Genomic DNA, 26,905 nt, shown 5'->3' with positions numbered 1-26,905 from the left:
TCGAAGTAGGCATGCGGAGGAGTGCGAACGCGGCTGCGACGGCGGGGCTCTCAAGGCGCCGAAGCGCCGCCATCGTGCAGTCGGGCGAACTCCTCGGGCGTGTAGGCGATGATCGCGAGCGCATGAATGCCGCGCTGCATCAGATCGGCCAGCGCATCATACACCAGCCGGTGGCGCGCCACGCGGGCCTTGCCGCCGAACGCGGACGAGACGAGGGTGACGGTGTAATGCCCGCCGGCGGCCGCGCCGGCATGGCCTGCATGCTGCGCGCTATCGTCGCGCACGGACACTGCCGAGGCTGCGAGCGCGTCTCGCAGCCGGGATTCGATGAGCGCGATGCGCCGGGCCGGATCGGCGTGAGCGAACTCGGTCGCGGGGAGGTTCGTCATCGTTCAGTCCTCCTTCATATATTTCGCGAGCCAGAGGCTTTGCGCGACAATGAATACGATCATCGCCCCGATCGTTCCGTAGAGCTTGAAATTGAACCATTGCTCGGCGGTGAAGTTGGCGATGACCCAGAGATTGACGACGCCCAGCGTAAAGAAGAACCCCGCCCATGCCGCGTTGAGCTTGTCCCATACGGCATCGGGCAATGTCAGCTGCTCGCCCATCATCGTGCGGATGAAGTTCTTGCGGAACCCGTAGCGGGCGCCGAGCAATCCGGCCGCAAACAGCCAATAGACGGCCGTGAACTTCCATTGAATGAACTTCTGGTCGTGCAGCACGAGCGTGGCGCCGCCGAACAGCACGATCACGGCAAGGTTCACCCAAAGCAGCGTATCGACCTTGCGATGGCGAAAGGCGACCCATGCGACCTGCACGAGCGTTGCCGCGATCGCAACGGCGGTGGCCGCAAAAATGCCCCAGATTTTGAACGAGGCAAAGAAAAGTATGAGCGGAAACAGGTCGAACAGAAATTTCATGAAAGGCCGGGGCGTCGGGGTAATGCGACAAAATGGGCGCCAGCCACCGGGCACCGGCCGCCCTCGCGGGCGGCCGTCGGCGTCAAAGCCGGCACGCGCGCCACGCCCGCAAGCGACGCGAGCGCGCATGGCAGTCGCGGCCCGGCGGGGTGGCGCTACTTGGCCTCGAATTGTAGCGCAGCCGAATTGATGCAGTAGCGCAAGCCCGTAGGCGCCGGCCCGTCTTCGAAAACATGGCCGAGATGGGCACCGCATTGCTTGCAGCGCACCTCGATGCGCAGCATGTCGTGCGAGCGGTCGGTGCGCTCCTCGATCACTTCGCCGTTGATCGGCTTGAAATAGCTGGGCCAGCCGCAACCCGCGTCGAATTTGGTCGACGATTCGAAAAGCGGCGTGCCGCAGCAGACGCACTCATAGATGCCGCGGTCCCAGTGGTCCCAATAGCGTCCGGAAAACGGCCGCTCGGTCGCCGCGTGCCGCGTGACCTCGTACTCGACGTCACTGAGCTCGGTGCGCCATTCGTCGTCGGACTTGCGTACCGGATAGCCTTGATCGCCCGTTTCGCCGATGGATGCTGGAGCATGGGGATCGGTGCGAGGGTTCATATCGATGTCTCTCCATCAGAGGGGCGCCCCGCGAAGCGGGCGCCGGGTTGGGCGCGGCGCGGATCGTGCGCCGCTCGTCGATAGATACGTTGCGCAGGGCCTGACGGATGCAGTGGCGTCTGGGGCTCTGCGCGCTCAGGACGAACAGCTCACCGAAAGCTCGCTCGCCCATTCGGGCGGCGGGGCCGCGTAAGCCTCGAACTCGGGCTGCTCGTCGAACGGGCGCCGCAATATCGCCGCTAGCCGCTCCACCTCCGAAAAGTCCTTATCGGTCGCGCGCCGGATCGCCGTTTCCGCCAGGTGATTGCGCAGCACATACTTCGGATTGACGCGGTTCATCGCGGCCCGGCGCGTTTCGTCGTCGCGCGTCTCGCGCGCGAGACGCGCGCGGTAGTCGGCAGCCCAGCGATCGAACGCGTCACGATCGAGGAACATGTCGCGAGCCGGCGCATCGCCGCCCGCGTCGTGCTTCGAGAGACGCGCGAGGGTGCGAAACGTAATCGTGAAGTCGGCTCGGCTCGCATGCATCAGCTCCAGCAGCCGGTCGACGAGCTTGTCGTCGCCGGGCTCGTCGAGCGCCAAGCCGAGCTTGTCGCGCATGCGGCGCTCGAAGGCCGGCGCGAAACGGGCCTTGAAGCCCTCGAGGGCCTGCTGCGCGTCGGCAACCGCGCGTTCGGCGCGCACGTGCTCGTCGCGGCCGGCGCCGATCAGCGGCAGCAGCGCCTGAGCGAGGCAAAAGCAGTTCCAATAGCCGATTTGCGGCTGCATGCGATAGGCGTAGCGGCCCTGCGTATCCGAGTGGTTGCAGACGTGGTTCGCATCGAAGCCGTCGAGAAAACCGAACGGTCCGTAATCGATCGTGAGACCGAGAATCGACATGTTGTCGGTATTCATGACACCGTGGCAGAACCCCACGGCCTGCCATTGCGCCATCAGATCGGCCGTGCGCGTCACCACTTCGGCGAGCAGCATGAGGTACGGGTCTTCCGCGCCGCGGCAGGCCGGATAGAAACGTTCGATCACATGGTCGGCAAGCGCGCGCAGCGCGTCGGCGCGATCGGCCGCGTAGAAGTGCTCGAAGTGACCGAAGCGCACAAAGCTCGGCGCGACCCGCGTCACCACGGCGGCCGTTTCGATCTCCTCGCGGCGCACGGGCTGGTCGGAGCCGATCACGCACAGCGCGCGCGTGGTCGGAATACCGAGATGGTGCATCGCCTCCGAACAGAGGAACTCTCTGATCGACGAGCGCAGCACCGCGCGGCCATCGCCCATACGCGAGTAGGGCGTGCGGCCGCTGCCCTTCAACTGCAGTTCGTAGCGCTCGCCCTCATGCGCGAGTTCGCCGAGCGAAAGAGCACGGCCGTCGCCCAGTTGGCCGGCCCAGACGCCGAATTGATGGCCGGAGTAGACGGACGCGTACGGCAGGGCGGAAGCGGGCCAGTCGCGCGTGCCGTTGCCGCTGAAGAATTCGGCGAAGGCCGGGTCCTCGGCAAGCGCGGGGGCGAGCCCGAGGAGCCTGGCGGCATCGGACGAAAAGCCGACGAGGTACGGCGCCGGCAAGGCAGCGGCCGGCAAGCGCGTGTGAAACGCGCTGCCGAGCCCGGCGAACGAGCCGTCGCGCTCGGCACGCAGCGCCTGGCCCAGCGCGGCAAGCGGCGCCGATGCTTCGGCAATGCTTGGGGAAAACGACATGTTGAGTTGCCTCACGGTTAGCCGATATTGTAAGGCGCCGTCCGGCGACGCGTCGGCCACCGCCGCGGGCTCGCCGTGGCGGGGCACCGGCGCGCGACACCTGGGAGACAACTGCCATGACGATGCCGTTGCAGGGCCGAATGATGGATGTGCCGTTGAATGTCTCGATGCTGATCCGCCATGCCGCTCGCTACGCGGCTGGCACCGAGATCGTCTCGCGGCGCGTCGAAGGGGACATCCACCGCTATACCTACCGCGATTGCGAAAAACGCGCCCGGCAGCTCGCCCAGGCGCTGATGCGGCTCGGCGTGGCGCCAGGCGAGCGTATCGCCACGCTCGCCTGGAACGGCTACCGCCATCTGGAGGCCTACTACGGCATTCCCGGTCTGGGGGCCGTCTGCCATACGATCAACCCGCGGCTCTTTCCCGAGCAGATCGGCTACATCGTCAACCACGCGGACGACCGCTACGTACTCTTCGACGTCACGTTCGCGCCGCTCGTTGCCGCGCTCGCGCCGCGCTGCCCGCGCGTCAAAGGCTGGATCGCTCTCGCCGACGAGACGCACATGCCCGCGCTGCCCGGTGTGCCCGTCCTGTGCTACGAATCGCTCGTCGGCGCGGAATCGGGCGAGTTCGAGTGGCCGGAGTTCGACGAGCGGCAGGCGTCTTATCTCTGCTATACGTCGGGCACGACGGGGCACCCCAAGGGCGCACTCTATTCGCACCGTTCGGTCGTGCTGCATGCCTACGGCGCGTCGCTGCCCGATGCGATGGGCCTGAGCGCGCGCGATTCCGTGTTGCCCGTCGTGCCGATGTTCCACGTCAACGCCTGGGGCATTCCGCATGCGGCGCCGCTCACGGGCGCCAAGCTCGTGCTGCCCGGCAAGGATCTCGACGGCAAGTCGCTCCACGAACTGATGGAGACCGAGCGCGTAACGTTCTCGGCGGGCGTTCCCACCGTCTGGATGGGGCTGCTTGCTCACGTACGCAACGCCGGCGGGCGGTTCTCGTCGCTCGAGCGCACCGTCATCGGCGGATCGTCCTGTCCGCCCGCCATGCTGCGCACCTTCGAGGACGAGTACGGCGTACGCGTCATCCACGCATGGGGCATGACTGAAATGTCGCCGCTCGGCACACTCGCGCGTCTGAACTGGGAGCAGTCGCAAAGACCGCGGGACGCGCAGCGGCGACTGCTCGAGAAGCAGGGCACGGTCATCTTCGGCGTCGACATGAAGGTCGTCGGCCCCGATGGGCGCGAGTTGCCGCGCGACGGCGCGGCATTTGGGGATCTCTACGTGCGCGGCCCGTGGGTCATCGAGCGCTACTTCGGGAGCGACGAGTCCCCGCTCGTCGACGGCTGGTTTCCGACCGGCGACGTGGCCACGATCGACGAAGAAGGCTTCCTGCACATTACCGATCGCAGCAAGGACGTGATCAAGTCGGGGGGCGAGTGGATCAGCTCGAGCGACGTCGAGAACGTGGCCATCGCCCATCCGGACGTGGCGGAGGCCGCCTGCATCGCATGCCTGCACCCGAAATGGGGCGAGCGGCCGCTGCTCGTAGTCGTCCGGCGGCCGACCGGCAGCGCACTCACGCGCGAGGCGTTGCTGGCCTTCTACGAAGGCAAGGTCGCGAAATGGTGGGTACCCGACGACGTCGTCTTCGTCCCCGAGCTTCCCCATACGGCCACGGGCAAGCTCTCGAAGATGAAGCTGCGCGAGATGTTCCGCCATCATGCGCTTCCCGGCGCGCAGGACGCGTCGCTCGCGTAGCATTCGCGCCGCCTCGCCCGAACGATGCGCTCGCCGCGGCGAGGCGGCCGGGCCGCCTGTATCCTACCTGAATTGGGCGAAAAAGCGCCCGCCAGCGGAGGCCATCGATGCCAGTGGAGTACACGCTTCGCAACGGGGTTGCGTTCATCGCGCTCGACCATCCGCCTGTCAACGCGCTCGGTGCGGCGCTGCGCGCAGGCATCGCCGCGGCGCTCGAGCGGGCGTTGGCCGATCCGGCGGCGGTCGCCATCGTGCTGACCGGTAAAGGGGAGGTTTTCTCGGGAGGCGCCGACATTGCCGAATTCGGCACGCCGGCGGCGACCGCCTCGCCCGACTTGCCGGCCGTCATTGCCGCGCTCGAAGCAAGCGCAAAGCCGGTGGTGGCCGCGCTCGGCGGTCTCGCGATGGGCGGCGGGCTGGAGCTGGCAATGGGCGCGCGGTATCGCATCGCCGGCCGAGGCGCGCGCATCGCCTTGCCCGAAGTGAAGCTCGGCCTTTTGCCCGGTGCCGGCGGCACGCAAAGGCTGCCTCGCGGGGTTGGCGTCGCGCGCGCGATCGATCTCATCGTCTCGGGCAATGCGGTAAAGGCACAGGCGTTGGCGGAAACCGCGCTGTTCGACGAAATAGTCGACGACGCCCAGCTACGCGAGGCCGCGCTCCGGTTCGCAGCACAGTTCGCAGCCCGGGCCGGGGGCCCGCAGGCCAGCGGGCGCGGCGCACTGTTGCGCGACCGGCCGATCGATGCGGAGCACGTGCCTCAGGTACTTGCGGCGGCACGCGAACGGCTTGCCAAGGCTGCGCCGCCGCTGCCGGCGCCTGCCAAATGCATCGATGCGATCGAGCGCGGCATCGTGGCGGGCTTCGAAGCGGGGCTCGCTTTCGAGCGGTCGTGTTTCGAGGCGCTGTCGCAAACACCTGAGAGCCGAGCGTTGCGGCATGCGTTTTTCTCCGAACGGGCTGCGACGAAGATTGCCGACGTGCCGGCGTCCACACCCGTGCGCGAGATTCGCCGCGTGGGCATCGTGGGGGCGGGCACGATGGGCACCGGCATCGCCATGTGCTTCGCCGACGCGGGCGTGCCCGTCACGCTCGTCGACATCGCCGAAGCGCCGCTGCAGCGCAGCCTCGCGGATATCCGGCGCAATTACGACGCGAGTGTGCGCAAGGGCAGGCTCGACGAGGCCACGCGGGACGCGAGGTTCGCACGCATCGCGCCGACGCTGTCGTACGATGCGCTCGCCGATGCGGACCTCGTGATCGAGGCGGTCTTCGAGGAAATGGACGTAAAGACCGAGGTCTTCGCGCGCATCGATTCGATCGCCAAGCCCGGCGCCATCCTGGCGACGAACACGTCGACACTCGACGTCGATCGTATCGCGGCCGTCACGAAGCGGCCCGGCGACGTGCTCGGCATGCATTTCTTCAGTCCAGCCAACGTCATGAAGCTGCTGGAGGTCGTGCGCGGCGCGCAGACGGCGAAGGACGTGCTGGCGACGGTGATGCGCGTGGCGCGCGCGATCGGCAAGACCGCTGTGGTTTCCGGCGTCTGCGACGGGTTCATCGGCAACCGCATGGTGGAGCCGTATCTGAAGCAGGCGCTTTACCTCGTGGAGGAAGGCGCTTCGCCGGCGCAGATCGATGCCGCCATCGAGCATTTCGGCTTTGCGATGGGGCCGTTTCGCATGAGCGACCTCGCCGGCAACGACATCAGTTGGGCGATCCGCAAGCGGCGATATCGAGAGGCGCCCGGACTGCCGTATCCGCGCATCGCGGATCGCGTTTGCGAAGCCGGCCGGTTCGGGCAGAAGACGGGCGCCGGCTGGTACGACTATCGCCCGGGCGAGCGCGAGCCGCACGCGTCGCCGGCTATCGAGGCCATCATCGCCGCGCACCGTGAGGCTATCGGCAGCAAACCGCGCGCGATCGGCGACGAGGAAATCGTCGGGCGGCTCGTTTATGCGCTCGTGAACGAGGGCGCCCGGATCCTCGCCGACGGCATCGCAGCCAAAGCCTCCGATATCGACGCGGTGTATCTGAACGGCTATGGCTTTCCGGCATGGCGCGGCGGACCGATGTTTTATGCGCAGACGGTCGGGCTCGCCAACGTCGCGGCGGCCATCGAACGGTACGCGTCGCAGCCCAATGGCGAGGCGTTCGTCATCGCGCCGCTGCTGGCCGAGACGGCCCGCGACGGCGGGCGCTTCGGCGCGTGACCGCCTTTAACCGCTTTGCAACGGACTTTGCTCGGGGATAGCGAGAGGATCACCATGACCATGAGGCGAGGCGAAGACGCATTGCTCGTCGTCGATATGCAGAACGACTTCATGCCCGGCGGCGCGTTGGCGGTCGCGCGCGGCGACGAGGTCGTTCCGATCGCGAACCGGCTGGCGCGCACGTTCGAGCACGTCGTGCTGACCCAGGACTGGCATCCGTCCGAGCACGTATCGTTCGCCGCCAACCATCCTGGCCGCGCGCCGTTCGAGATGCTGGCGCTGCCCTATGGGGAACAGGTGCTGTGGCCCGTGCACTGCGTGCAGGGCACGCGAGGCGCCGCGCTGCACGCCGCGCTCGACATCGCGCACGCGCGCCTCGTCATCCGCAAGGGCTATCGGCGCGACATCGACAGCTACTCGGCCTTCATCGAGGCCGACCGCAAAACGCCGACGGGCCTTGCGGGCTATCTGCGCGAATCGGGTGCGAGACGTGTCTGGTGCTGCGGGCTTGCCACCGACTATTGCGTCGCCTGGACGGCGCTCGACGCGCGCGCCGCGGGGTTCGAAGCCATCGTGGTCGAGGACGCCTGCCGTGCCATCGACCTCGGCGGCTCGCTCGAACGCGCCTGGCGCGACATGGCCGCAGCCGGCGTGCTGCGCATGCGTGCCGACGAGGTGGCGGCACGCACCTGAGACGCGGCACGGTCCGCCGATCGTCCGAATCGCCGGGCGCTCGCCGCGCGGCCTCCGACGGTGCGCTAGCGTAGCGAGCTTTGCATTCGATACGCGCATCTGGCCGACATGAAACCTGCTCGCCGCCGCCCGCTCGTGGTGGCCTCTCTCGCTGCCCTCGCCATGTGCGCGGCACTGTCCGCGTACGCAGTGCGTCATTTTGGCGGCCGCGAGCCGGCACGCTACCTGAGCACCGCGGTGGTGCGCGCCGACATCGAGGATGCGGTGCTGGCAGCCGGCACGCTGCATGCACAGCGCGGGGTCGATGTCGGCGCGCAGGTCTCAGGTCAACTACAGTTCGTTTTCGTGAAGCTCGGACAACGCGTGAAGCGCGGGCAGCCGCTCGCCCAGATCGATCCCACGCTCGCGCAGCATGCATTGCGCGAAGCGCGGTTGGCTCAAGCCGATACGCGCGCTCAGCGGCGTGCCGCGGCGGCGCGCCTCGAAGAGGCCCGGCGCGCAAACTCACGCGCGCAGGCCATGGCGTCGCTCGGCGCGGCATCCCGCGAGCTGGCCGAACGCGCGCATGCCGCACTCGCCGTGGCCGAAGCGCAATTGGCGTCGCTGGACGTCCTGCTGGCCAAATCGCGCGTGGAGGTGGACAAAGCTCGGGCCAAGGTGGGCTATACGCGGATCCTCGCGCCGATGGACGGCGAGGTGGTCGCCATCGTTGCGCAGGAAGGGCAAACGCTCATCGCCGAACAGCAGGCGCCCGTCATCCTGAAGCTGGCGCAGTTGGATGCGATGACGGTCAAGGCGGAAATATCGGAAGCGGATGTCGTACGGATCGTCCCGGGCCAGCGCGCCTATTTCACGATCCTCGGCGAGCCCGAGCGCCGTCACGAGGGCCGCCTTGCCAGTGTCGACCCCGCGCCCGCCGATTTCGCCGAGACGCAAGGCGCGCATGCAGCCGCCGCAACGAAGACGGGCAAGGCATCCGGCGCGGCGGTCTACTATCATGCGCGCTTCGACGTGCCGAATCCGGATGGCCGCTTGCGCATCGGCATGACCGCGCAGGTCGTCATCGTGCTCGGGAGTGCCTCTCGGGCATTGGTCGTGCCGGTATCCGCGCTCGGCGAAAAAACGGCCGATGGCCGGTACGCCGTGCGGGTCGTCGATGCCAAGGGGCACGCGCGCGTGCGCCCGGTGGCGGTCGGAATCAACAACAACGTGAGTGCGGAAATCGTCGCCGGACTGCTCGAGCACGAGCGCGTCGTCATTGGCGAGGCGCAGCCTCAGTCGGCGGGGGGCGAGGGCGCATGAGGGCGGCCCGCGCGCCGCTGCTCGCGCTCGCCGGCATCACGCGCCGCTTCGGCGACGGCGAGGAGGCCGTCACCGTCCTGCGCGCCATCGATCTGACGATCGCGGCGGGCGAATTCGTGGCCATCGTCGGCGCGTCCGGCTCGGGCAAGTCGACGCTCATGAATCTGCTTGGCTGTCTCGATACGCCGAGCACGGGACGCTACACCGTGGGCGGCATCGACACGGCCTCACTGTCGCCTGACGCGCTTGCGCGACTGCGCCGCGAACGGTTCGGCTTCATTTTCCAGCGATACCACCTGCTCCCGCACCTGAGTGTGGCAGCCAACGTCGAGGTGCCGGCCGTCTACGCGGGCATGCCGCGAGCCGCGCGTCGGGCACGTGCGCTAAAGCTGCTTGCGCGCCTTGGCTTGACGGAACACGTCGGTCGGCGGCCGAACGCGCTCTCGGGTGGCCAGCAACAGCGCGTGAGCGTCGCGCGGGCATTGATGACGGGCGGCGAGGTCATCCTCGCGGACGAGCCCACGGGCGCGCTCGACAGCGCGAGCGGCGACGAGGTGCTTGCCATCCTGCACGAGCTGCACGCGCTCGGTCATACGATCGTCGTGGTCACTCACGATCCGATGGTGGCGCGGCAGGCGGGCCGGATCGTCGAGCTGCGCGACGGCGCGATCGTCAGGGATACGGCCGATCGTAAGCCGGCAGGCGAAACGCCGGAGATCGCGGCGCCAGGCCGCGCCATGACAGGCGAGCGCACCGCGAGGTCCGAGGCACCGCGCCGCGGTGCCGCATTCGGCCGCTTTCTCGCGGCCTGCCGCATGGCGGGCTCGGCCCTCGCCGCGCATCGGCTTCGCACGCTGCTCACGATGCTCGGCATCGTCATCGGCATTCTGTCGGTGGTATCCATCGTCGCCATCGGGGAAGGAGCCAAGCGCTACATGCTCGAGGATCTGAGCCGCATGGGCACGCATACGATCGAAATCTATCCGGGCAAGGACTGGGGCGACCCGGAGGCCGCGTCGATTCGCACGCTCGTGCCCGCCGATGGCGATGCTCTGCGCGAGGCCCGCTTCGCCGAAGCCGTCACGCCGGCAACGAGCCGATCGCTGCCGGTGCGGCGCGGCCGGCTTGCGGTCGACGCGCTCGTCTCGGGTGTGAGCGGCGAATTCTTTCGTGTGCGCGGGCTCGCGATCGCGCACGGAATCGCGTTCGGCGAACGCGACGTGCGCCGGTACGCGCAGGTCGCCGTTATCGATCGCCATGCACGCCGCGCACTGTTCGGCGAGCAGGCAAACCCGCTCGGCCAGATCGTGCTCGTAGGCAACGTACCCTGCGTCGTCATCGGCGTGACGGCTGACCGCAGCGGCATGTTCGGCACCGGTGCGACACCGAATCTCTGGGTTCCTTACTCCACCGCCGGCGCCCGGCTCTTCGGCCAGCGCGGGGTCGACAGCCTGACGGTGCGCATTGGCGCGGGCGAGCCGGCCGAAGCGGCGGAGGCCGCCATTGTCGGGCTGCTCACGCGTCGGCACGGGCGCAAGGATTTCTTCACCTACAACATCGACAGCGTCGTGAAAACGGCGGAGGGCGTGGGTCGGACATTGACCTTGCTGCTCACCTCGGTGGCAGTCATTTCGCTGGTCGTCGGCGGCATTGGCGTGATGAATATCATGCTCGTGTCGGTCGCGGAGCGTACGCGCGAAATCGGCATCCGCGCAGCCGTCGGCGCGCGCCGCGGCGATCTGATGCAGCAGTTTCTCGCCGAAGCGGTACTCGTATGCCTCGCGGGCGGCGTGCTCGGCGTGGCGTTGTCGCTCGTGGCGGGCGGCATTTTTACGCTTTTCGTCGATGGCTGGCGGATGGTGTATTCGGCGCGTTCGGTCGTCGCGGCCTTTGCATGCTCGACGCTCGTGGGCGTGTTGTTCGGCTACGTCCCGGCGCGACGAGCGGCGCGCCTCGCGCCCGTGGATGCGCTTGCACGAGACTGAGCGAGCGGGAACGAGGGCGAAAGCGACGGAAAAGCGGGGGCTAAGCCCGGCACCGGCGAAACGAGTATCATGCGTCGCTACCGAACCATTTTGCGAACGAAGGAGCCGAGATTGATTCGACACATCGTCATGTGGAAGCTCAAGGAGCAGGCCGAAGGGGCGACGCGCACCGAAAACGCGCTCAAGCTGAAGGAAAAGCTCGAAGGGTGCCGCGATATCGTGCCAGGCATTGTCCGGCTCGAGGTCGGCATCGCGGCGCCGGGCCTCGAATCGACCTATGACGTCGTGCTCGTGTCCGATTTCGCCGACAAGGCGGCGCTCGACGCTTATCAAGTGCACCCCACTCACGAAGCGTTGAAGGCATTCATCGGCGCGGTGCGCGAATCGCGCGAGTGCGTCGATTACACGTGTTGAGCTGAAAGGTCAGTCGATGTCCGATTCGCATGAGCAAGTGGGTGACGCCGGGCTCGCGATCGAAAGCCCATTCATCGATCATCTCGGCGTGCGTCTCGTCGCGGCGGCCGGCGGCGAGAGCGAAGTCGCCCTCGCGCTGGCCGACAGCCATTTGAATACGTGGCAGATCGCGCATGGCGGCGTCACGATGACGCTCGCCGACGTCGCGCTCGCCACGGCTGCGCGCAGCCTCGCGGGCGGTGGAATCGGTGTCGTCACGGTCGAAATGAAGGTCAGCTTCCTGCAGCCCGGCCGCGGCGAGCTGCGCGCGTTTGGTCGCGTGCTGCATCGCTCCACGACGATGGCTTACTGCGAGGGCGAGGTGCGCGATAGCGAAGGGCATTTCGTCGCCAAGGCGATCGGTACTTTCAAGTACATGCGCCGGCTCGCGGTGGGCCGCGACGTAGTCGAGCAGCGTCGCCGGCCCACCGCGGCAGGCAAGCCGGGACCGAGCGACGGCTGAGGACGGACGCCGGGCATCGGTCGTATCGCAGTCGCGCAGCCCCAAGCAAAAAGGAGTGGCCATGACCGCAACGAATCGTCAGATACTGCTTGTGTCGCGCCCCGAAGGCGCGATGAGCGCCGAGAACTTCAAGCTCGTCGATACCCCGCTCGAGCCGCTGCGCGACGGGCAATTACGCGTGCGCAACGAATGGCTCTCGATCGACCCCTACATGCGCGGCCGTATGAACGATGCAAAGTCGTATGCGGCGCCGCAGCCGCTCGGCCAAGTGATGATCGGTGAAACGGCGGGCGTCGTCGTCGAATCGAAGCATCCCGAGTTCCTCGTCGGCGACAAGGTTACGGGCATGTTCGGCTGGCAGACGTTCGGTACGTCGAACGGAGCGGGGCTGCGCAAGGTCGACGATCGCGCGGTGCCGCTTTCGGCGTTCCTCGGCGCGGCCGGCATGCCCGGCGTCACGGCGTGGTACGGACTCAACAAGATCATCGGCCCCCGCGCCGGCCAGACGATCGTCGTCAGCGCGGCGAGCGGCGCGGTGGGTGGCGTCGTCGGCCAGCTTGCGAAGCTGAGCGGATGCCGTGCGGTCGGGGTCGCGGGCGGTGCGGAGAAGTGCCGTTACGTCGTCGATACACTAGGCTTCGACGCCTGTGTCGACTACAAGGCGGGCCAGCTTTACAAGGATCTGGCGGCCGCCACGCCGGACGGCGTCGACGGCTGCTTCGAGAACGTCGGTGGGGCGGTGCTCGACGCGACGCTCGCGCGCATGAACCCGTTCGGGCGGATCGCGATGTGCGGCATGATTTCGGGCTACGACGGCGCGCCGGCACCGATCAAGCATCCGTCGATTATCCTGACGATGCGCCTGATGGTTCAAGGCTTCATTGTGACCGAGCACCTCGACGTCTGGCCGCAGGCGCTGTCGGAGCTCGCATCGCTGATCGCGCAAAAGAAGCTGCGCTATCGCGAAAGCATCGTCGAAGGCATCGAGCTGGCGCCGCAGGCATTGATGGGCGTGCTCAAAGGCGCGAACTTCGGCAAGCAACTCGTCAAACTCGGCTGACGGCACGGCAGGAAGACAGGATCCATGGAGCAGTTCGCAGGAAACGTTGCGGTCGTCACCGGTGCGGCAAGCGGATTTGGTCGCGCGTTCGTCGACAAGGCGGCCGCGCTCGGGATGAAGCTCGTACTGGCCGATATCGATGCAACTGCTCTATCGGCGGCGGTCGACGTGCTCCGCGCCGCAGGCGCGGACGCGATTGCCGTGCCGACGGACGTATCCGATGGGCAAGCCGTCGAAGCGTTGGCGGCACGTGCGATCGACGCCTTCGGGAAGGTCCACCTGCTTTTCAACAATGCGGGCGTGGGCGCGGGCGGGCTGCTTTGGGAGATGAGCGCGCACGACTGGGAATGGATCTTCGGCGTGAATGTCATGGGCGTCGCGCACGGCGTGCGCGTTTTCGCGCCGATCATGCTCGCGCAGAACGAACCGGCTCACATCGTCAACACGGCGTCGGTAGCCGGCTTTCTCGCGCCGCCGATGATGGGCGTGTACAACGCCTCGAAACATGCCGTCGTCGCGCTGACCGAAACGCTGTATCACGACTTGGCCCTCGTCGGTAAGAGCGTCGGCTGTTCGTTGCTGAGCCCGGCATTCGCCCCGACGGGCATCGCGAATGCCGAGCGTGCGAGGCCCGAGCGTTGGCGCAACGAGGCCGCCCCGACCGCCTCGCAGATCCTCGCCCGCAAGGCCGTGCGCAGCGCGGTGCGCGCAGGGCGCCTGAGCGCGATGCAGATCGCCGACGCCGCGTTCGACGCGGTGCGCGAGAAGCGCTTTTACGTCTTTCCTCATGCCGCGATCCTGCCCAGTATCCGCAGGCGCCACGAGGAAATCGTCGAGCAGCGTCCGCCGAGCGATCCGACGCCGCCGCCCGGCACCTGAGCGGCGCGGGGCGTCTCGCCCGCCTGCAACGGCTGCCCCTTTCGAGAATGGAGGCAACGATGCATGAGATCGAGTTGGAGGTGGGCGACTGGACAAGGCTCGGTGCCGACGCCACGACGGTCCGCAATGCGGTTTTCGCGCGGGAGCAGGGCGTCGCGGCGCTGTACGACTCCGACGATGCGGATCTCGATGCGCTCCATGTGGTCGCGTACGGCGTGACGAATCAGTCGCGCTGCGCGCTCGGAACGGCGCGGCTGCTGCGCGAAGGTGCGATCGGGCGGCTTGCCGTCGTACTGGAGGCGAGACGCGGCGGCGTCGGCTCCCGCCTGCTGCAAACACTGCTGGCCCACGCGGCGCTGCGCGGTCACGCCGAGGTGAGACTCTACGCACTGTGCCGCGTCGAGCCGTTCTACCGGCGGCACGGGTTCGTACCCGTCGGCGACGCGTTCGACGCCCAGGGGCTCGCCCACATCGAGATGGTCCGCCCACTGCCGGCTGCCGCCGCACAGCCGCAAGCCGGAGCCCCGTCGTAGCGCGCGCTCAGCGCGACGGCTCGGCGTCGAATGCGAATTTGCGTTCGACGTCCCCAGGGCGGCGCAACCGATGCGAACCATCGTCGTCGCTGATTTCCAGGATATCGAAGCCGAGCTTGCCGCCGCTGTCTCGTACGCGCAGCGCGGTCGAGCCGCGCGTGCCGTACTCAGGGGTCTCGATGAAGGCGGCCGACAGCGCTCTTTCCCATTCGAGCGGCACCCCCGTAAAGGGCAACTCGTCATCGCCGGCGACGCTCGTATCGCGCATCATGGCGATGAGGCTCGCAAGCGGCACGTCGCCGCCGCGCTCGGCCACGAGTGCCGCCAGTTCGGCGCGCTTGCACCTGAGCTTCGGCCATGGCGCGTCGAGCACCGCATTCGAGATGCCGTGTGTGCCGGGCGACAGCAGCGACGGTGGCAGGTCTCCACGGTTGCAGTACCAGCCGAGCTCGCGGCGGTTGAAATCGCCGGCGAGAAGGTTGAACCCGTTATAGACCGCGCCGCGCTCGGCAACCCGCGTCAGATACTCGAGCGGCGCCATCGGTTCGCCGCCCAGAAAGTCGGCCACGAGCTTTCCGCGCGTGGGCGCGTCGGGTCGAACTTCACGCGGCGCGCGATAGTTCGTGAGCGCGGCGAAACGGCCATCGCGCGAAACGCCGAGCCACGTCCCGCCGCCTTCGAGGTCACGTCCGGCCAGCACCCGTGGCGTATCGCGCCACCATTCCAGCGGTTCGGTGGCGCGCCGAAAGTACTCGTCGCGGTTTGCGGCGAGTGTGAATAAGACCCCTTGCGCCACGTCGGGGCGCCAGTCGAACACGATCAGGCACACGTCGGGCCGCCGCTCACATTTCGGCCGGCAGGGCGTAAGGCAGCGCCTCGAACGCCAAGGCGGGACCGTCGGCCGCGCCCAGATGCACGGTGCCCGCGTCCAGCGCGGCGAGCTTGATCTCGACGAGCGCGTCGAACCCGCCGCCCGGCGCCGGGGCTGCGTTGACGATCATCCCGCAAGGCTGGCCAGGATCGGCCGAATGAAAGAGTTCGAGGCCCGCGCGCACCTCGGCAGCTTCGCCGATATGTGCGAGCGCCGTGCGCCGCTTGATCGTGCCCCGGTATTGACTGCGCGCGACGACTTCCTGGCCGGGATAGCAGCCCTTGCGGAAGTTGACGCCGCCGAGCACATCGAAATTGACCATCTGCGGCACGAACTGCTCCACGACGGGGGCGGAAATACGCGGTTCGCCGGCTTGGATGTCGAGCCAATCCCACACTGCGGGCGAAACACGGGCGAGCCGGCTTTCGAGCGCGGGCAGTCGTGCCGCGATCTCGGCCCGCGTGCCGATCCAGAGATAGCGTGCCCGCCCTCGCGCATCCGGTACGCGGATCAGCGAACCGGCGGGGCCCGCCACATGGACGTGGACGCCATCCGGCAACGCGTCGAAGAGCGTGGACAGCGCCTCGCGCACGTCGCCGGCAAAACCCACGGCCGCGACCTCCGCACTCGCGTCGACGAGCTTGGCCTTGGCCCGCAGCACGAACATGGCGAGCCGCTTTTGGAGGCCCGCGACGACGGTGCGGTCGCTCAGGAGACGAATGGACTCGCCGGCGCGCCAGACGAGCATCGACGCAAGCAGCCGGCCCTTCGCCGAGCAGTAGCCGGCGAGCCGTACGCTGGCGGCATCGAGATGCTGAACGTCGTTCGTCAGTTGGTTGTGCAGGAACACGGCGGCGTCATCGCCCGAGGCCTCGATGACGCCGAATTGCTCCAGCATCATGAAGGCGCCGCGCGTGAGGGCCGATTCGTACTCGGCGCCACTTGGGCGGGGCGTGGGCTGTGTCGGTGCGTGCGGTGTATCGGGGGCGGGAGCGGCGTTCATGAATTCGGTGACTAGTCAATCCTGACTTCGGCGGAGACGAACAAGTATTATATGGGGTCCATCCGAGCCTTGTTTCCATGTCCCTGTTGAAGAAGTGCCTCGTTTCAGGGGTAGCAGCCGTCGTACTGCTTGCACTCGCCGTTGCAGGCGGGTATTACTGGGCGACGCGTCCCGTGACGCTGGCCGGTACCGTCGACGTCACCATCAAGCCGCACAGCAGCGTTCGCAGCGTGGCGCTGCAACTCGTGCGCGGCGGCGTGCCGCTCGCCACCGAACCATTCGTGCTCATGACACGGGCGCTGGGCCTGCAAAGCCGGCTCAAGTCGGGCAATTACGAATTCAAGGCCGGCGTTACCCCTTATGAGATCCTGCAGAAGCTCGCGCTCGGGGATACGAACGAAGACGTCGTGACGATCATCGAAGGCTGGACCGTGAAGCGCATGAGAGCGGAGATCGATGCCGATCCGTCGCTCAGGCACGACACGGCCGGCATGACCGATGCACAACTGCTCGCCGCGATCGGCGCCGTCGAAGCCGGCCGTACGAGCGCCGAAGGGCTCTTTTTTCCGGACACCTATTTGTTCGACAAGGGCGCGAGCGACATCGAGGTGTACCGCCGAGCCTATCGGCTGATGCAGCAGCAGCTTACGCGTGCATGGTCGCAGCGTGTGCCGGGGTTGCCCTATGCCACGCCCTACGAGGCGCTGACCATGGCCTCGCTGATCGAGAAGGAGACGGGCAAGCCGTCGGATCGTCCGCTCGTGGCCGCCGTCTTCGCCAACCGGCTGCGCATCGGCATGCCGCTGCAGACGGATCCCGCCGTCATCTACGGCATGGGCGAGAGCTATCCGGGCCGGCTGCGCAAGCGCGACTTGCAGACGGATACGCCTTACAACACCTACACGCGCCGGGGGCTGCCGCCAACGCCCATCGCGCTGCCCGGAGCGGCGTCGCTCGAGGCCGCGATGAACCCGGCAGCCACCGGCGCACTCTATTTCGTGTCGCGGGGGGACGGCAGCAGCGAGTTCTCCGATACGCTCGGCGACCACAACAAGGCCGTCGACAGATTTATAAGAGGTCAACCATAAGATGGCGCGAGGCAAGTTCATTACCTTCGAGGGCATAGATGGTGCGGGCAAGACGACGCATCTGGCGTGGTTTCGCGAGCGCCTCGAGGAGAAGGTCGGCGAGGGCGGCCGCGGTGTGATCACCACGCGCGAGCCGGGCGGCACCCCGCTCGGCGAGACGCTGCGCGAGTTGTTGCTGCACGAGCGCATGGATCTCGAAACCGAAGCCTTGCTGATGTTCGCGGCGCGTCGCGAACATCTGGCCCGCGTCATCGAGCCGGCGCTCGCGCGCGGCGACTGGGTGCTCAGCGACCGCTTCACCGATGCCACTTTCGCGTACCAGGGCGGCGGCCGCGGCCTGCCGAGGGACAAGCTGGAGACGCTCGAGCGATGGGTCCAGGGCGGCTTCCAGCCCGATCTGACGGTGCTGTTCGACGTTGCACCGCTCACCGCCAGCGCCCGCAGGGGTGCCGTACGCCAGCCCGACAAATTCGAGCGCGAGACCGATGCCTTCTTTGCCCGCACACGGGCAGAATATCTGCGCCGCGCCGAGGAGGCCCCCCATCGTTTCATGGTCGTGGATGCGGCGCGAAGCATCGAGCAGATCCGCGCCGCGCTGGGTGAGGTGCTGGCCGCACTGTAAGCGCGGGCGCGACCGTATGGACCACCCTGACCACACTCGACCGTTTCGGGACCGTAACTGAATTCGCTCAGGACTCATCCGATGATCTATCCCTGGCAGCGCGACGATTGGGACAGGCTGCAACGGCTGCGCGCCCAGTGGCCGCACGCACTCTTGCTTCACGGTCAGGCCGGTATCGGCAAGCTGCGCTTCGCCCAGCATCTTGCGCAGGGGCTCCTGTGCGAATCGGCATTGCCGAACGGCGAGCCGTGCGGCACGTGCGCGGCGTGCACGTGGTTCGCGCAAGGCAACCACCCCGACTATCGCGCCGTCGTGCCCGAAGCACTGGCGGGCGAACTCGGGTCGGGCGGCGGCGCCGCGGACGGCGACGACAAGGCTGAGGCGGACGACGGCGGAAAGAAGAGCCGTACGCCGAGCAAGGAAATCAAGATCGAGCAGGTGCGCGGGCTGCTCGATTTTTGTGGAGTGGGTGCGCACCGGGGCGGCGCTCGCGTCGTGCTGATCTATCCGGCGGAAGCACTGAACGCCGCTGCCGCCAACGCAATCCTGAAAACGCTCGAGGAGCCGCCGGCTGGCGTGGCGTTTCTGCTCGTCTCGGCGCGCATGGATCGGCTGCTGCCGACGATCGTGAGCCGTTGCAGGCAATGGCCGATGCCCACCCCGGCGCCCGAAACCGCGCGCGCATGGCTGGCCGGCGAGGGCGTGACCGATCCCGCCGCATTGCTGGCGGAGGCGGGCGGAGCGCCGCTCGGCGCGCTCGCGCTGGCGGCTGACGAGAACCGGGCGCTGCGCGATTTCACGCTCAAGCAGCTTGCCGCGGGCGCGGCCTGCGATGCGTTCGCGTGCGGCGAGGCGCTGCAAAAGCTGCCGGTGCCCGTCGTGCTCGGCTGGCTGCAGCGTTGGGTGTACGACCTGCTCGCCGAGCGCACGGCACAGCGGCCCCGGTATTTTCCCGCGAGCGCCCGCGAACTCGCGCGGTGCGCCGCGAAGGTCGATCCGAACGCGTTCACCCGCTATTTGCGCACGGTCACGCGCGAACGTGCGGTCGAAAACCATCCGCTCAATGCGCGCCTTGTCTTCGAGGCGCTTTTTCTGGGCTACCGCGAGCTATTTGCCTGACCCGCAGCCATAGAAAAAAGGAACCAGATCTGATGACAGTTCGCTATCGGGACGCCACGCGCGACGATTTGCCCGCCATCGTCGCCATCTACAATTCGACGATCGCCTCACGGCAGGTCACGGCCGATCTCGAGCCAGTCAGTGTCGAGAGCCGGTTTGCCTGGTTCGACGCACACGGCCCGTCGCGGCGCCCGCTATGGGTCGCGGAAGACACAGCCGGACGAGGCGACTCGGGCGTGATCGCCTGGCTCAGCTTCTCGGACTTTTACGGGCGCCCGGCGTATGCGCGCACGGCCGAAATCAGCATTTATCTCGACGAGCGCGCGCGCGGACGCGGCCTCGGTACGCGTCTTCTCGCCGCGGCGCTCGAGGCGGCCCCCGGGCTCGGCATCGATACGGCGCTCGGCTTCATCTTCGGCCATAACACGCCCAGCCTTGCGCTTTTTCGGCGCGCCGGCTTCGAAGACTGGGGATGTCTGCCGCGCGTGGCCGTGCTCGACGGCGTGGAGCGCGATCTCGTCATCCTCGGCAAGCGCGTTGGTGCGCCGCATCCTTAGCCATTCGCCGCACAGGAACCCTGATGTTTGTCGATTCGCATTGTCATATCAATTTCGACGATCTCGCACAGCGCCTGCCGCAAGTGCTCGAGAACATGCGCGCGAACGAAGTGACGCACGCGCTGTGCGTGAGCGTCGACCTCGAAACGCTGCCGTCGGTGCTCGCGATCGCGTCGGAACACGAGAACATCTACGCATCGGTGGGTGTGCACCCCGATCACGAAGATGCGCGCGAGCCCACCGTAGCCGAGCTCGTGGAACTCGCGCAACACCCGAAAGTCGTCGCCATCGGCGAGACGGGCCTCGATTACTATCGCCTCGAAGGCCGCTCGATCGCCGACATGGAGTGGCAGCGCGAGCGCTTTCGCACCCATATCCGCGCTGCACGCCAGGCCGGCAAACCGCTGATCGTCCATACCCGCGCGTCGGCGGACGACACGCTGCGCCTCATGCAGGAGGAGCGCGCACACGAGCCCGGCGGCGTCATGCACTGCTTCACGGAGCCATGGCCCGTGGCCCAGCGGGCGCTCGCGCAGAACTTCCATATTTCGCTTTCCGGGATCGTCACGTTCAAGAATGCAGTCGACGTGCAGGACGTGGCACGCCGGGTGCCGCTCGATCGGCTGCTTATCGAGACCGATTCGCCTTATCTCGCGCCGGTCCCGTTTCGAGGCAAACCAAATGAACCTGCGTACGTGAGCCATGTCGGACGTTTCATCGCGCGCGAGCGCGAGATGCCGGAAGCGGAGCTTGCCGCCGCCACCACCCGGAACTTTTTCCGGCTTTTCGCGGCGGCCGCGCCGCACGCGGGCTGAACCGCTTCAACGATAGCGCCCGGCGCCTGGTGCCGGCGCGCCGAACATACAAAGGAAAAACAACGATGCTCAAGACCATCGAAACGCACGCACATTCCCGATACGCCCGGTCGACGCGGGCCGCACTGACGCGTGCGCTCGTCGTCTGCGCGGCTTCGCTGGCGGCGCTGGGCGGCTCGCTCGCGCACGCGGCGGACGTGGACACGATCGCGAAGGCGGTCAAGTTCGACGACCAGAAATCTGTGGCGAAATGGATCAAGGAGGGCCTCGATCCGAACACCACGGACAAGCACGGCATGCCGCTGCTCGTACTGGCCGCTCGCGAGAAATCGGATAACGTGGCCAAGCTGCTGGCGGGCGCGGCCAACGTCGACCTGGAAAAAGTCGACAAGGCCGACGAGACGGCCCTGATGCTCGCCGCGCTGAACGGCGACACCGATCTCGTCAAGCTGCTCATCGACAAAGGCGCCGAAGTCAACAAGAAAGGCTGGGCGCCGCTGCATTATGCCGCCGCCAATGGACACGATGACATCGTACAACTGCTGATCGACCACGACGCCTATCTCGATACGGCCTCGCCGAACGGCACGACGCCGCTCATGATGGCCGCACGCGGCAATCACATCACGACGATGAAGGTACTGCTCGATGCCGGCGCCGACCCGCGCGTGAAGAACCAACTGGGCCTCACGGCGCTTGATTTCGCGAAGCGCTATCACGCCAAGGACGCCACGCAGGGGCTGGAGGACATGTTCGCACGGGACGCGGCGGCCGCCGGCGCTTCGGGCGCCTCTGCTGCAACGGGGCAAAACAGTGCAAAATGAGCGCTTTTGGCGCACTTAGCGGCGTGCCGGGCCGGTGAGGGCGGGGAAGACAATGCCGTCCCGCCGGCCCGACAGGCCGCGGATTTACCGCTCGGAGAAAAGGAAAACCATGTTGCGGGCTTTGATATGCCTCGGTACGCTCGCCGCGCCTGTTGCGGCATTCGCGTTTTCGGGGGCCGATCTCAACAAACTGTGCGCACGCACGGACATCGCATCGCGTAACGCCTGCGCCGGCTACGTCCGCGGAGCGGCAGACGGCGTGTACAACACGATCGATGCGATCGGCGGTACGACGGGCCCGCGAGTGGGCCAGTATTTTTGCCTGCCGGCCGACGTCAAGCAACAGCAGCTCGTCGATGCGGTGCGCAGATACATTGCAGACAATCCAAAGCTTGCCGACTACAACGCGAGCACGATGGTCTCGCTCGGGCTCGGCAAGGCCTTCCCGTGCAAGGGCCACGACTGACGATTCGTACGCCCCGGGGGCTCGTGCGGCCGGGGTTCGAGCGCGGCAAGCCTGCGCGACGCTTGGCCGCAGGTGCCCCGCGCTCTGTTTCGCGACTGTAACAGCGTGGAACAAATGAAAATGGGCGCGGCGTCGGGGCATCCCTGCCCGATAATCGAGCTTGCGCCGCGCGTCGGCGGGCTCGCGCATGCCGTGCGGCTGTCGGGCGCGCGCCGGAGCGGCTGGCGTCGCTCCGTTTGCAAGGAGTCCATCGAATGAAGATTGCGCAGATCGCACCGCTGACCGAATCCGTGCCGCCAAAGCTCTACGGCGGCACCGAGCGTGTCGTGTCATACATCACGGAAGCGCTCGTCGAGCTCGGTCACGATGTGACGCTGTTCGCGAGCGGCGACTCCAAAACGAGTGCGCGCCTCGAGGCTGTCTGGCCGCGCGCGCTGCGGCTGGACCCTGCGATTCGCGACCGCATCGCACCGCACATGCTGCTGATGGAACTCGTGCGCCGGCGCGCCGACGAGTTCGATGTACTCCATTTTCATATGGACTATTACTCGTTCTCGCTGTTCAAGCGGCAGGACACGCCGTTCGTTACCACGCTGCACGGGCGTCTGGACCTTCCCGAGCAGCAGCCGGTATTCGATACGTTCAATACGGCGCCGGTCATTTCCATCTCGAACGCCCAGCGTCACCCGCTGCCGCAGGCGAAATGGCTGACGACGGTCTATCACGGCCTGCCCGGGCAGCTTTACACGCCGCAGCCGGTCGAGCAGCGCTATCTGGCGTTTTTGGGACGTATCTCACCGGAAAAGCGTGTCGATACCGCGATTCGGATTGCTGCGCACTGCGGTCTGCCGATTCGCATTGCGGCGAAGATCGACGCGGCCGACCGGGAATATTTCGAACGCGAGATCAAGCCGCTCTTCGATCTGCCGCACGTCGAATACATCGGCGAAATTGCGGATGACCGGAAAGCCGAGTTTCTGTCCGGTGCCCACGCTCTGCTTTTTCCGGTCGACTGGCCGGAGCCGTTCGGCCTCGTCATGATCGAGGCGATGGCCTGCGGCACGCCGGTGATCGCATTCAATCGCGGCTCGGTGCCCGAAGTCGTGGAGGAGGGCGTGACCGGGTTTATCGTCGAAGACGAAATCAGCGCGGTGGCGGCGGTGAACCGGCTGTATACCGTCCCGCGCGCACGCGTGCGGCAGCGCTTCGACGAACGCTTCACCTCGCACCATATGGCAAGGCAGTACGTCGCGGCTTACGAGGCCGTCATCCGGGCGCAAAAGCGCTCGCGGTTCAAGGTCATCGATTCCACATCGAACTGATACCGATGCTCGCCGCTCGACGGCGAGCATCGACGCTCAGGCGCAAGATGGGAAGATAGCGGACGCGGCGCGCGCCGAGCAGGCTCGCACGCGCCGCAGGCGGCTCAGAGGTTGATGCGGGAAATCTTCATACCCTGGAGCGACAGGTCGCCCATGAGACCGGCGTTCGTCATCACGATGACTTCAACCGGTTTCGTCGCCGTGGTCGTATCGATCGCGCCGTTCGCCCCCATCTTCAGCAGGGCGACCGACGCGTCGCCGCCCACCGACCAGCCCTGGCGCGAGCGGAACGCATTGAGCGCGTCGTCGGTCATGAAAAGGAAGATGACGGCCTTCGACTGCGCACCCGCCTGCAGCCCGAACGACCCCGAGATCAGGTTGTAATAGCCCTGCGTCGTGCCGCCGGTGCGCAGCGCGCCTTCGCCGTATTCCCCACCCACCACGAAGCCGGCCTGCAGCACCTTCGGAAAGACGAGGATCCCACGCGCCCGCGAGACCAGCTCCCGCGAACCAGGCACCTGCGAGTACATGCGCGAGAGCGCGGCATCGACTCCGGCGTTGACTTCCTGACGCTTGCTCGACGAGCTGCCCTGGCTTTGCGCGGTCGGGCTGCCATTGTTCGTGGTCGTCGTACAGCCCGCCAATGCGAGACTGCCGGCCACGAGTGCCGTGGCCGCCTTCAGCATGAAACTTCCTTTTTGCATGGCTCTCTCCGTTTTGATCCGTCGGTCAAACCCTTCGACGGCAGGTTTGGACGAAGCGTAGATCACACACAACGCAGTGCCCCTTCAAGCACGGTGCATGCCTGGACCTGTCCCGATTTCGGCTTGCTCAGTGCGGCAAGGGACGCTTCGGAGGGCTCGGAGGGCGGCGCAGTGCTCGCCGAACGCCGGCCACGAGCAGCCCCACGGCGAAAATGAATGCTGCGGGGACGACCCAATAACCGACGAACGCATGCCAAAGATAGCCGATAAGGGTGTTCCTTCTCACCCTGAACTCCTCGATCGCGGCGCGATGCCGCGGCGCATTGGCCGAGAGGACGTCGGCGGGGCAGCCGGCCGTACGGGCCTCCTCGGGCGTGCCCCTGCAGCGCGCCGGCGCGCCGGCCGCGCGCTGACTGTCCGTAAACACCCAGGTCGTAAGTGCGCGATCGCGGTCTTCCACGTTGTAGGCCATCTCGACGCGGATCTCGTGGACCGCGACGATGATTACCGGCACGGCCCAGACGAGGATCGTCGCGATCCAGCGCCGCACCCACCGGTTCTGTCTCCATGCCATTCATGCCTCCGTTATGCGTTGCGCAACAACGACGAGGGGCGGCCCATGGCGTCTGGTCGGAATAGGAGTCGGGCCGTCTTGGCAGCCATCATAGAAGAAATGCGACGAATCGTCGCGGCCCGCAGGCGCCGAATGCGTCCGATCAGGTAATTTCTTCAACATGTCCGGCATTTCCCGCCGAGCCCCGCGCGTGGCGCGGCTCCGACGAGTCGGTGGGAACGCGGCCACCGGCCTGCGGGCGGGGAACGGCTCTTGCATCAGCCACTGCCAGGCGGCGCCGCCGGTCGTCGTTGGTCGCGGGGACGGCGCTGGCCCCGGGGGGCGCCGAAGGAGTCCGCGCGGGCCGTAGCCGTTGCGCGATCCGTCTGCGCCGGTCTTGCCCGTCTCGAGCTATGCCGATTCGTGCATTCGTGCACTTTGCGCGGAGGTTGGAATCATGCCGGAACCATTCACAGAGCAATACAAAGGCTATTCGATCGGGGTTCAGGCGCTGCGGCGGGCAAAGGAGCCCAATGAGTCGCCTATGGGCCCGCGCCGCTTCGACATCGTGGTGATGATCTCGCGCCTGGCAAGCGGCGAGCGCGGTAAATCGGAAATGTTCGGCGTGCCCGAGCACGAGCCGCTCGACGATCAGATTGCGGCGCACAAAGTCGGCCTTCAATACGCCCGTGACATTATCGACGGCAAGGTCGACGGCTCCTCGGTCGGCCATTTGTAGGTCCACTGCAGCGATCGGCCGGCCGCCGGCACCTCCGCCGGCCGGTATGCTTTCCACTCCGTTCAAAATCGCCCGACTGCCCGCAGCGTGGTTCGCGCAAGCGGCGCGGCCAGAGCGCTCTTGCGCCGGCCGCGGGAACAGTCCAGCATAAGCGGTCCAGATCATGCGCCGCCTGACGCGCGGGCGGGTGAAAGAGCCGTCCGATGCCGTCCGGCGCCGGCGGTCCGCCCGGATGGAGCGCCAGGATGAAGCGCCGCGGGGGAGCCGCGGCGCTTGCGAGCCGAACGATAAGCAAAAAGGAGAGAAAGCTCATGAATCGTCGTATTCGTCGTCGCCTGATCGCCGCGGCGGCCGTTTTGGCCGCCGTCGCCGCCACGCCGTTTTCAGTCGGCGACGCTGTGGCGCAAAGTGCCAAAAAGCCGAAGGTGGCGCTCGTCATGAAATCGCTCGCCAACGAATTCTTCCTGACGATGGAAGAGGGCGCCAAGGACTACCAGAAACACAACGCGAACAAGTTCGATCTGATTACGAATGGAATCAAGAACGAAACGGACACCGCCGCGCAGATCAACATCGTCGAGCAGATGATCAATTCGAAGGTCGATGCGATCGTCCTCGCACCGGCAGACTCGAAGGCGCTCGTGCCCGTCGTCAAGAAGGCCATCGACGCAGGCATCATCGTCGTGAACATCGACAATCGTCTCGATCCCGAGGTTGTGAAGTCGAAGGGCGTAAAAGTACCGTTCGTCGGTCCGGACAATCGCAAGGGCGCGCGCAAGGTGGGCGAAGCGCTCGCCAGGAGGCTGAAGGCGGGCGACCAGGTGGGCATCATCGAGGGGGTCTCCACGACGACGAACGCGCAGCAGCGCACGGCAGGGTACAAGGACGCCATGGAGAAGGCAGGGGCGAAGGTCGTTTCCGTCCAATCGGGCGATTGGGAAATCGACAAGGGCAATGCCATCGCCGCCGCCATGCTCAACCAGTATCCGGACCTGAAGGCGCTCCTGTGCGGCAACGACAACATGGCGATCGGTGCCGTGTCGGCCGTCCGGGCGGCCGGCAAGCAAGGCAAAGTCTACGTGGTCGGCTACGACAACATCAATGCCGTAAAGCCGATGCTCAAGAGCGGGCGGGTACTCGCCACGGCCGATCAGTTCGCCGCGAAGCAGGCGGTTTTCGGAATCGACGTTGCGCTGAAGGCGCTCGAGGAGCACAAGAAACAGGGTGAATTGTCCGACGTCGTCGAGACGCCCGTCGAACTCGTCACGAAGGGCAAGTAAAGCGTCGGCGGCAGCGCCGTTATCGTCAGTCGAATACTCAAGAAAACCGAGCCGTTGCCGTTATCTGCGGGATAGGCGTCATGCGGCGAGCCGGCGCTTGCCGCAATGATTGCGCGCTTTTCGCTGCGGAGCTCGCAAGCCCTGACGTACGATACGTTCAGCACGACCGTCAGCCAGATACCCGCGCGCGGGCCGGCTCATCAGATGACGAATTCGCGCACGGTCTATGTCGGCGATGCAATCGGTTTCCTGTCGGACCCGCTCGCGCCTGGCATTACGCCGGCCCTTCCGAACGCGCTCGCCGTCATGGCACTCGCGCAGCTCGTGCTCACGCGCACCGTTTTTGGGCGCAATCTTGTCGGCATCGTC

The 26,905-nt window shown here is 66.7% G+C and carries 28 protein-coding genes and 1 pseudogene; 21 read left to right on the top strand and 8 right to left on the bottom strand.

Annotated features, from left to right (window positions below):
* Positions 1 to 50: 50 nt before the first annotated feature.
* The 4 genes from U0034_RS00645 to U0034_RS00630 form a co-directional block, all read right to left on the bottom strand.
* Positions 51 to 389: a BolA family protein gene (locus U0034_RS00645; RefSeq protein ID WP_085230474.1), complete on the bottom strand. Its 339-nt coding sequence runs from the start codon at positions 387 to 389 to the stop codon at positions 51 to 53.
* A 3-nt stretch (positions 390 to 392) separates the two neighbouring features.
* The gene (locus tag U0034_RS00640) at positions 393 to 923 is read right to left on the bottom strand and encodes a septation protein A (RefSeq protein WP_085230473.1); all 531 of its coding nucleotides are present in this window, start codon (positions 921 to 923) and stop codon (positions 393 to 395) included.
* A gap of 155 nt (positions 924 to 1,078) precedes the next feature.
* Positions 1,079 to 1,528 (bottom strand): peptide-methionine (R)-S-oxide reductase MsrB, encoded by a 450-nt coding sequence (gene msrB / locus U0034_RS00635; protein WP_233212076.1) that lies wholly within the window; start codon positions 1,526 to 1,528, stop codon positions 1,079 to 1,081.
* 135 nt (positions 1,529 to 1,663) lie between these two features.
* Positions 1,664 to 3,220, bottom strand: coding sequence for a protein adenylyltransferase SelO (locus U0034_RS00630; protein WP_085230471.1), 1,557 nt, complete (start codon positions 3,218 to 3,220; stop codon positions 1,664 to 1,666).
* A 116-nt stretch (positions 3,221 to 3,336) separates the two neighbouring features.
* Between U0034_RS00630 and U0034_RS00625 the strand changes: the two genes are divergently transcribed.
* From U0034_RS00625 to U0034_RS00580, 10 genes are all read left to right on the top strand, one after another.
* Positions 3,337 to 4,992, top strand: coding sequence for a 3-(methylthio)propionyl-CoA ligase (locus U0034_RS00625; protein WP_085230470.1), 1,656 nt, complete (start codon positions 3,337 to 3,339; stop codon positions 4,990 to 4,992).
* A gap of 107 nt (positions 4,993 to 5,099) precedes the next feature.
* Positions 5,100 to 7,205, top strand: coding sequence for a 3-hydroxyacyl-CoA dehydrogenase NAD-binding domain-containing protein (locus U0034_RS00620; protein WP_085230468.1), 2,106 nt, complete (start codon positions 5,100 to 5,102; stop codon positions 7,203 to 7,205).
* 60 nt (positions 7,206 to 7,265) lie between these two features.
* The gene (pncA, locus tag U0034_RS00615) at positions 7,266 to 7,898 is read left to right on the top strand and encodes a bifunctional nicotinamidase/pyrazinamidase (RefSeq protein WP_085230557.1); all 633 of its coding nucleotides are present in this window, start codon (positions 7,266 to 7,268) and stop codon (positions 7,896 to 7,898) included.
* Positions 7,899 to 8,006: 108 nt separating this feature from the next.
* The gene (locus U0034_RS00610; RefSeq protein WP_085230467.1) at positions 8,007 to 9,200 is read left to right on the top strand and encodes an efflux RND transporter periplasmic adaptor subunit; all 1,194 of its coding nucleotides are present in this window, start codon (positions 8,007 to 8,009) and stop codon (positions 9,198 to 9,200) included.
* On the top strand, positions 9,197 to 11,185 hold the full coding sequence (locus tag U0034_RS00605) for a MacB family efflux pump subunit (protein ID WP_085230466.1): 1,989 nt from the start codon (positions 9,197 to 9,199) through the stop codon (positions 11,183 to 11,185). Before U0034_RS00610 ends, U0034_RS00605 begins: the two co-directional genes overlap by 4 nt.
* 111 nt (positions 11,186 to 11,296) lie before the next feature.
* Entirely contained in the window at positions 11,297 to 11,599 is a 303-nt protein-coding gene (locus U0034_RS00600) for a Dabb family protein (RefSeq protein ID WP_085230465.1), read from the top strand.
* Positions 11,600 to 11,615: 16 nt separating this feature from the next.
* Positions 11,616 to 12,101, top strand: coding sequence for a PaaI family thioesterase (locus tag U0034_RS00595; RefSeq protein ID WP_085230464.1), 486 nt, complete (start codon positions 11,616 to 11,618; stop codon positions 12,099 to 12,101).
* A gap of 61 nt (positions 12,102 to 12,162) precedes the next feature.
* Positions 12,163 to 13,161, top strand: a complete 999-nt coding sequence (locus U0034_RS00590) for an NADP-dependent oxidoreductase (RefSeq protein WP_085230463.1) — start codon at positions 12,163 to 12,165, stop codon at positions 13,159 to 13,161.
* A 24-nt stretch (positions 13,162 to 13,185) separates the two neighbouring features.
* Positions 13,186 to 14,040 (top strand): SDR family NAD(P)-dependent oxidoreductase, encoded by an 855-nt coding sequence (locus U0034_RS00585; RefSeq protein ID WP_085230462.1) that lies wholly within the window; start codon positions 13,186 to 13,188, stop codon positions 14,038 to 14,040.
* 59 nt (positions 14,041 to 14,099) lie between these two features.
* Positions 14,100 to 14,573 carry a GNAT family N-acetyltransferase gene (locus tag U0034_RS00580; RefSeq protein WP_085230554.1) on the top strand — a complete coding sequence of 158 codons (474 nt, stop codon included), beginning with the start codon at positions 14,100 to 14,102 and terminating at the stop codon, positions 14,571 to 14,573.
* 7 nt (positions 14,574 to 14,580) lie between these two features.
* Here U0034_RS00580 and U0034_RS00575 read toward each other — a convergent pair whose 3' ends face one another.
* Entirely contained in the window at positions 14,581 to 15,402 is an 822-nt protein-coding gene (locus tag U0034_RS00575; protein WP_085230461.1) for an NRDE family protein, read from the bottom strand.
* A 13-nt stretch (positions 15,403 to 15,415) separates the two neighbouring features.
* Positions 15,416 to 16,447 (bottom strand): CAF17-like 4Fe-4S cluster assembly/insertion protein YgfZ, encoded by a 1,032-nt coding sequence (ygfZ, locus tag U0034_RS00570; protein WP_085230460.1) that lies wholly within the window; start codon positions 16,445 to 16,447, stop codon positions 15,416 to 15,418.
* A 77-nt stretch (positions 16,448 to 16,524) separates the two neighbouring features.
* Between ygfZ and mltG the strand changes: the two genes are divergently transcribed.
* The 8 genes from mltG (at position 16,525) to U0034_RS00530 (ending at position 23,260) form a co-directional block, all read left to right on the top strand.
* Positions 16,525 to 17,535, top strand: a complete 1,011-nt coding sequence (gene mltG, locus U0034_RS00565) for an endolytic transglycosylase MltG (RefSeq protein ID WP_085230459.1) — start codon at positions 16,525 to 16,527, stop codon at positions 17,533 to 17,535.
* A gap of 1 nt (position 17,536) precedes the next feature.
* Positions 17,537 to 18,157 carry a dTMP kinase gene (tmk, locus tag U0034_RS00560; protein WP_085230457.1) on the top strand — a complete coding sequence of 207 codons (621 nt, stop codon included), beginning with the start codon at positions 17,537 to 17,539 and terminating at the stop codon, positions 18,155 to 18,157.
* 81 nt (positions 18,158 to 18,238) lie between these two features.
* Positions 18,239 to 19,276: a DNA polymerase III subunit delta' gene (locus U0034_RS00555; protein WP_085230455.1), complete on the top strand. Its 1,038-nt coding sequence runs from the start codon at positions 18,239 to 18,241 to the stop codon at positions 19,274 to 19,276.
* 32 nt (positions 19,277 to 19,308) lie between these two features.
* Positions 19,309 to 19,833, top strand: a complete 525-nt coding sequence (locus U0034_RS00550; protein ID WP_085230453.1) for a GNAT family N-acetyltransferase — start codon at positions 19,309 to 19,311, stop codon at positions 19,831 to 19,833.
* Positions 19,834 to 19,856: 23 nt separating this feature from the next.
* Complete coding sequence (locus tag U0034_RS00545; RefSeq protein ID WP_085230451.1) at positions 19,857 to 20,648, top strand: TatD family hydrolase; 792 nt, start codon at positions 19,857 to 19,859, stop codon at positions 20,646 to 20,648.
* A gap of 65 nt (positions 20,649 to 20,713) precedes the next feature.
* Positions 20,714 to 21,472: an ankyrin repeat domain-containing protein gene (locus tag U0034_RS00540; protein ID WP_085230449.1), complete on the top strand. Its 759-nt coding sequence runs from the start codon at positions 20,714 to 20,716 to the stop codon at positions 21,470 to 21,472.
* A 109-nt stretch (positions 21,473 to 21,581) separates the two neighbouring features.
* Positions 21,582 to 21,938, top strand: coding sequence for a Rap1a/Tai family immunity protein (locus U0034_RS00535; RefSeq protein ID WP_085230447.1), 357 nt, complete (start codon positions 21,582 to 21,584; stop codon positions 21,936 to 21,938).
* A gap of 254 nt (positions 21,939 to 22,192) precedes the next feature.
* Complete coding sequence (locus tag U0034_RS00530; protein ID WP_085230446.1) at positions 22,193 to 23,260, top strand: glycosyltransferase family 4 protein; 1,068 nt, start codon at positions 22,193 to 22,195, stop codon at positions 23,258 to 23,260.
* A gap of 104 nt (positions 23,261 to 23,364) precedes the next feature.
* Here the strand turns inward: U0034_RS00530 and U0034_RS00525 are convergent, their stop codons facing one another.
* The gene (locus U0034_RS00525; RefSeq protein ID WP_085230445.1) at positions 23,365 to 23,964 is read right to left on the bottom strand and encodes a BPSL1445 family SYLF domain-containing lipoprotein; all 600 of its coding nucleotides are present in this window, start codon (positions 23,962 to 23,964) and stop codon (positions 23,365 to 23,367) included.
* A 127-nt stretch (positions 23,965 to 24,091) separates the two neighbouring features.
* On the bottom strand, positions 24,092 to 24,538 hold the full coding sequence (locus U0034_RS00520; protein ID WP_085230443.1) for a hypothetical protein: 447 nt from the start codon (positions 24,536 to 24,538) through the stop codon (positions 24,092 to 24,094).
* Positions 24,539 to 24,974: 436 nt separating this feature from the next.
* On the opposite strand from U0034_RS00520, the gene U0034_RS00515 reads away from it, so the two are divergent.
* The 3 genes and pseudogenes from U0034_RS00515 to U0034_RS00505 all read left to right on the top strand — a co-directional run.
* On the top strand, positions 24,975 to 25,256 hold the full coding sequence (locus tag U0034_RS00515; RefSeq protein ID WP_085230442.1) for a hypothetical protein: 282 nt from the start codon (positions 24,975 to 24,977) through the stop codon (positions 25,254 to 25,256).
* 311 nt (positions 25,257 to 25,567) lie between these two features.
* Complete coding sequence (locus U0034_RS00510) at positions 25,568 to 26,536, top strand: sugar ABC transporter substrate-binding protein (protein ID WP_085230440.1); 969 nt, start codon at positions 25,568 to 25,570, stop codon at positions 26,534 to 26,536.
* 93 nt (positions 26,537 to 26,629) lie between these two features.
* A pseudogene (locus U0034_RS00505) lies at positions 26,630 to 26,902 on the top strand (hypothetical protein); the annotation flags it as partial.
* Positions 26,903 to 26,905 lie beyond the last annotated feature (3 nt).

The organism is Trinickia caryophylli (assembly GCF_034424545.1).
GTDB classification, from domain to species: domain Bacteria; phylum Pseudomonadota; class Gammaproteobacteria; order Burkholderiales; family Burkholderiaceae; genus Trinickia; species Trinickia caryophylli.
The sequence above is the reverse complement of the archived record's forward strand: the minus strand, read 5'-3'. Positions and strand labels throughout refer to the sequence as shown.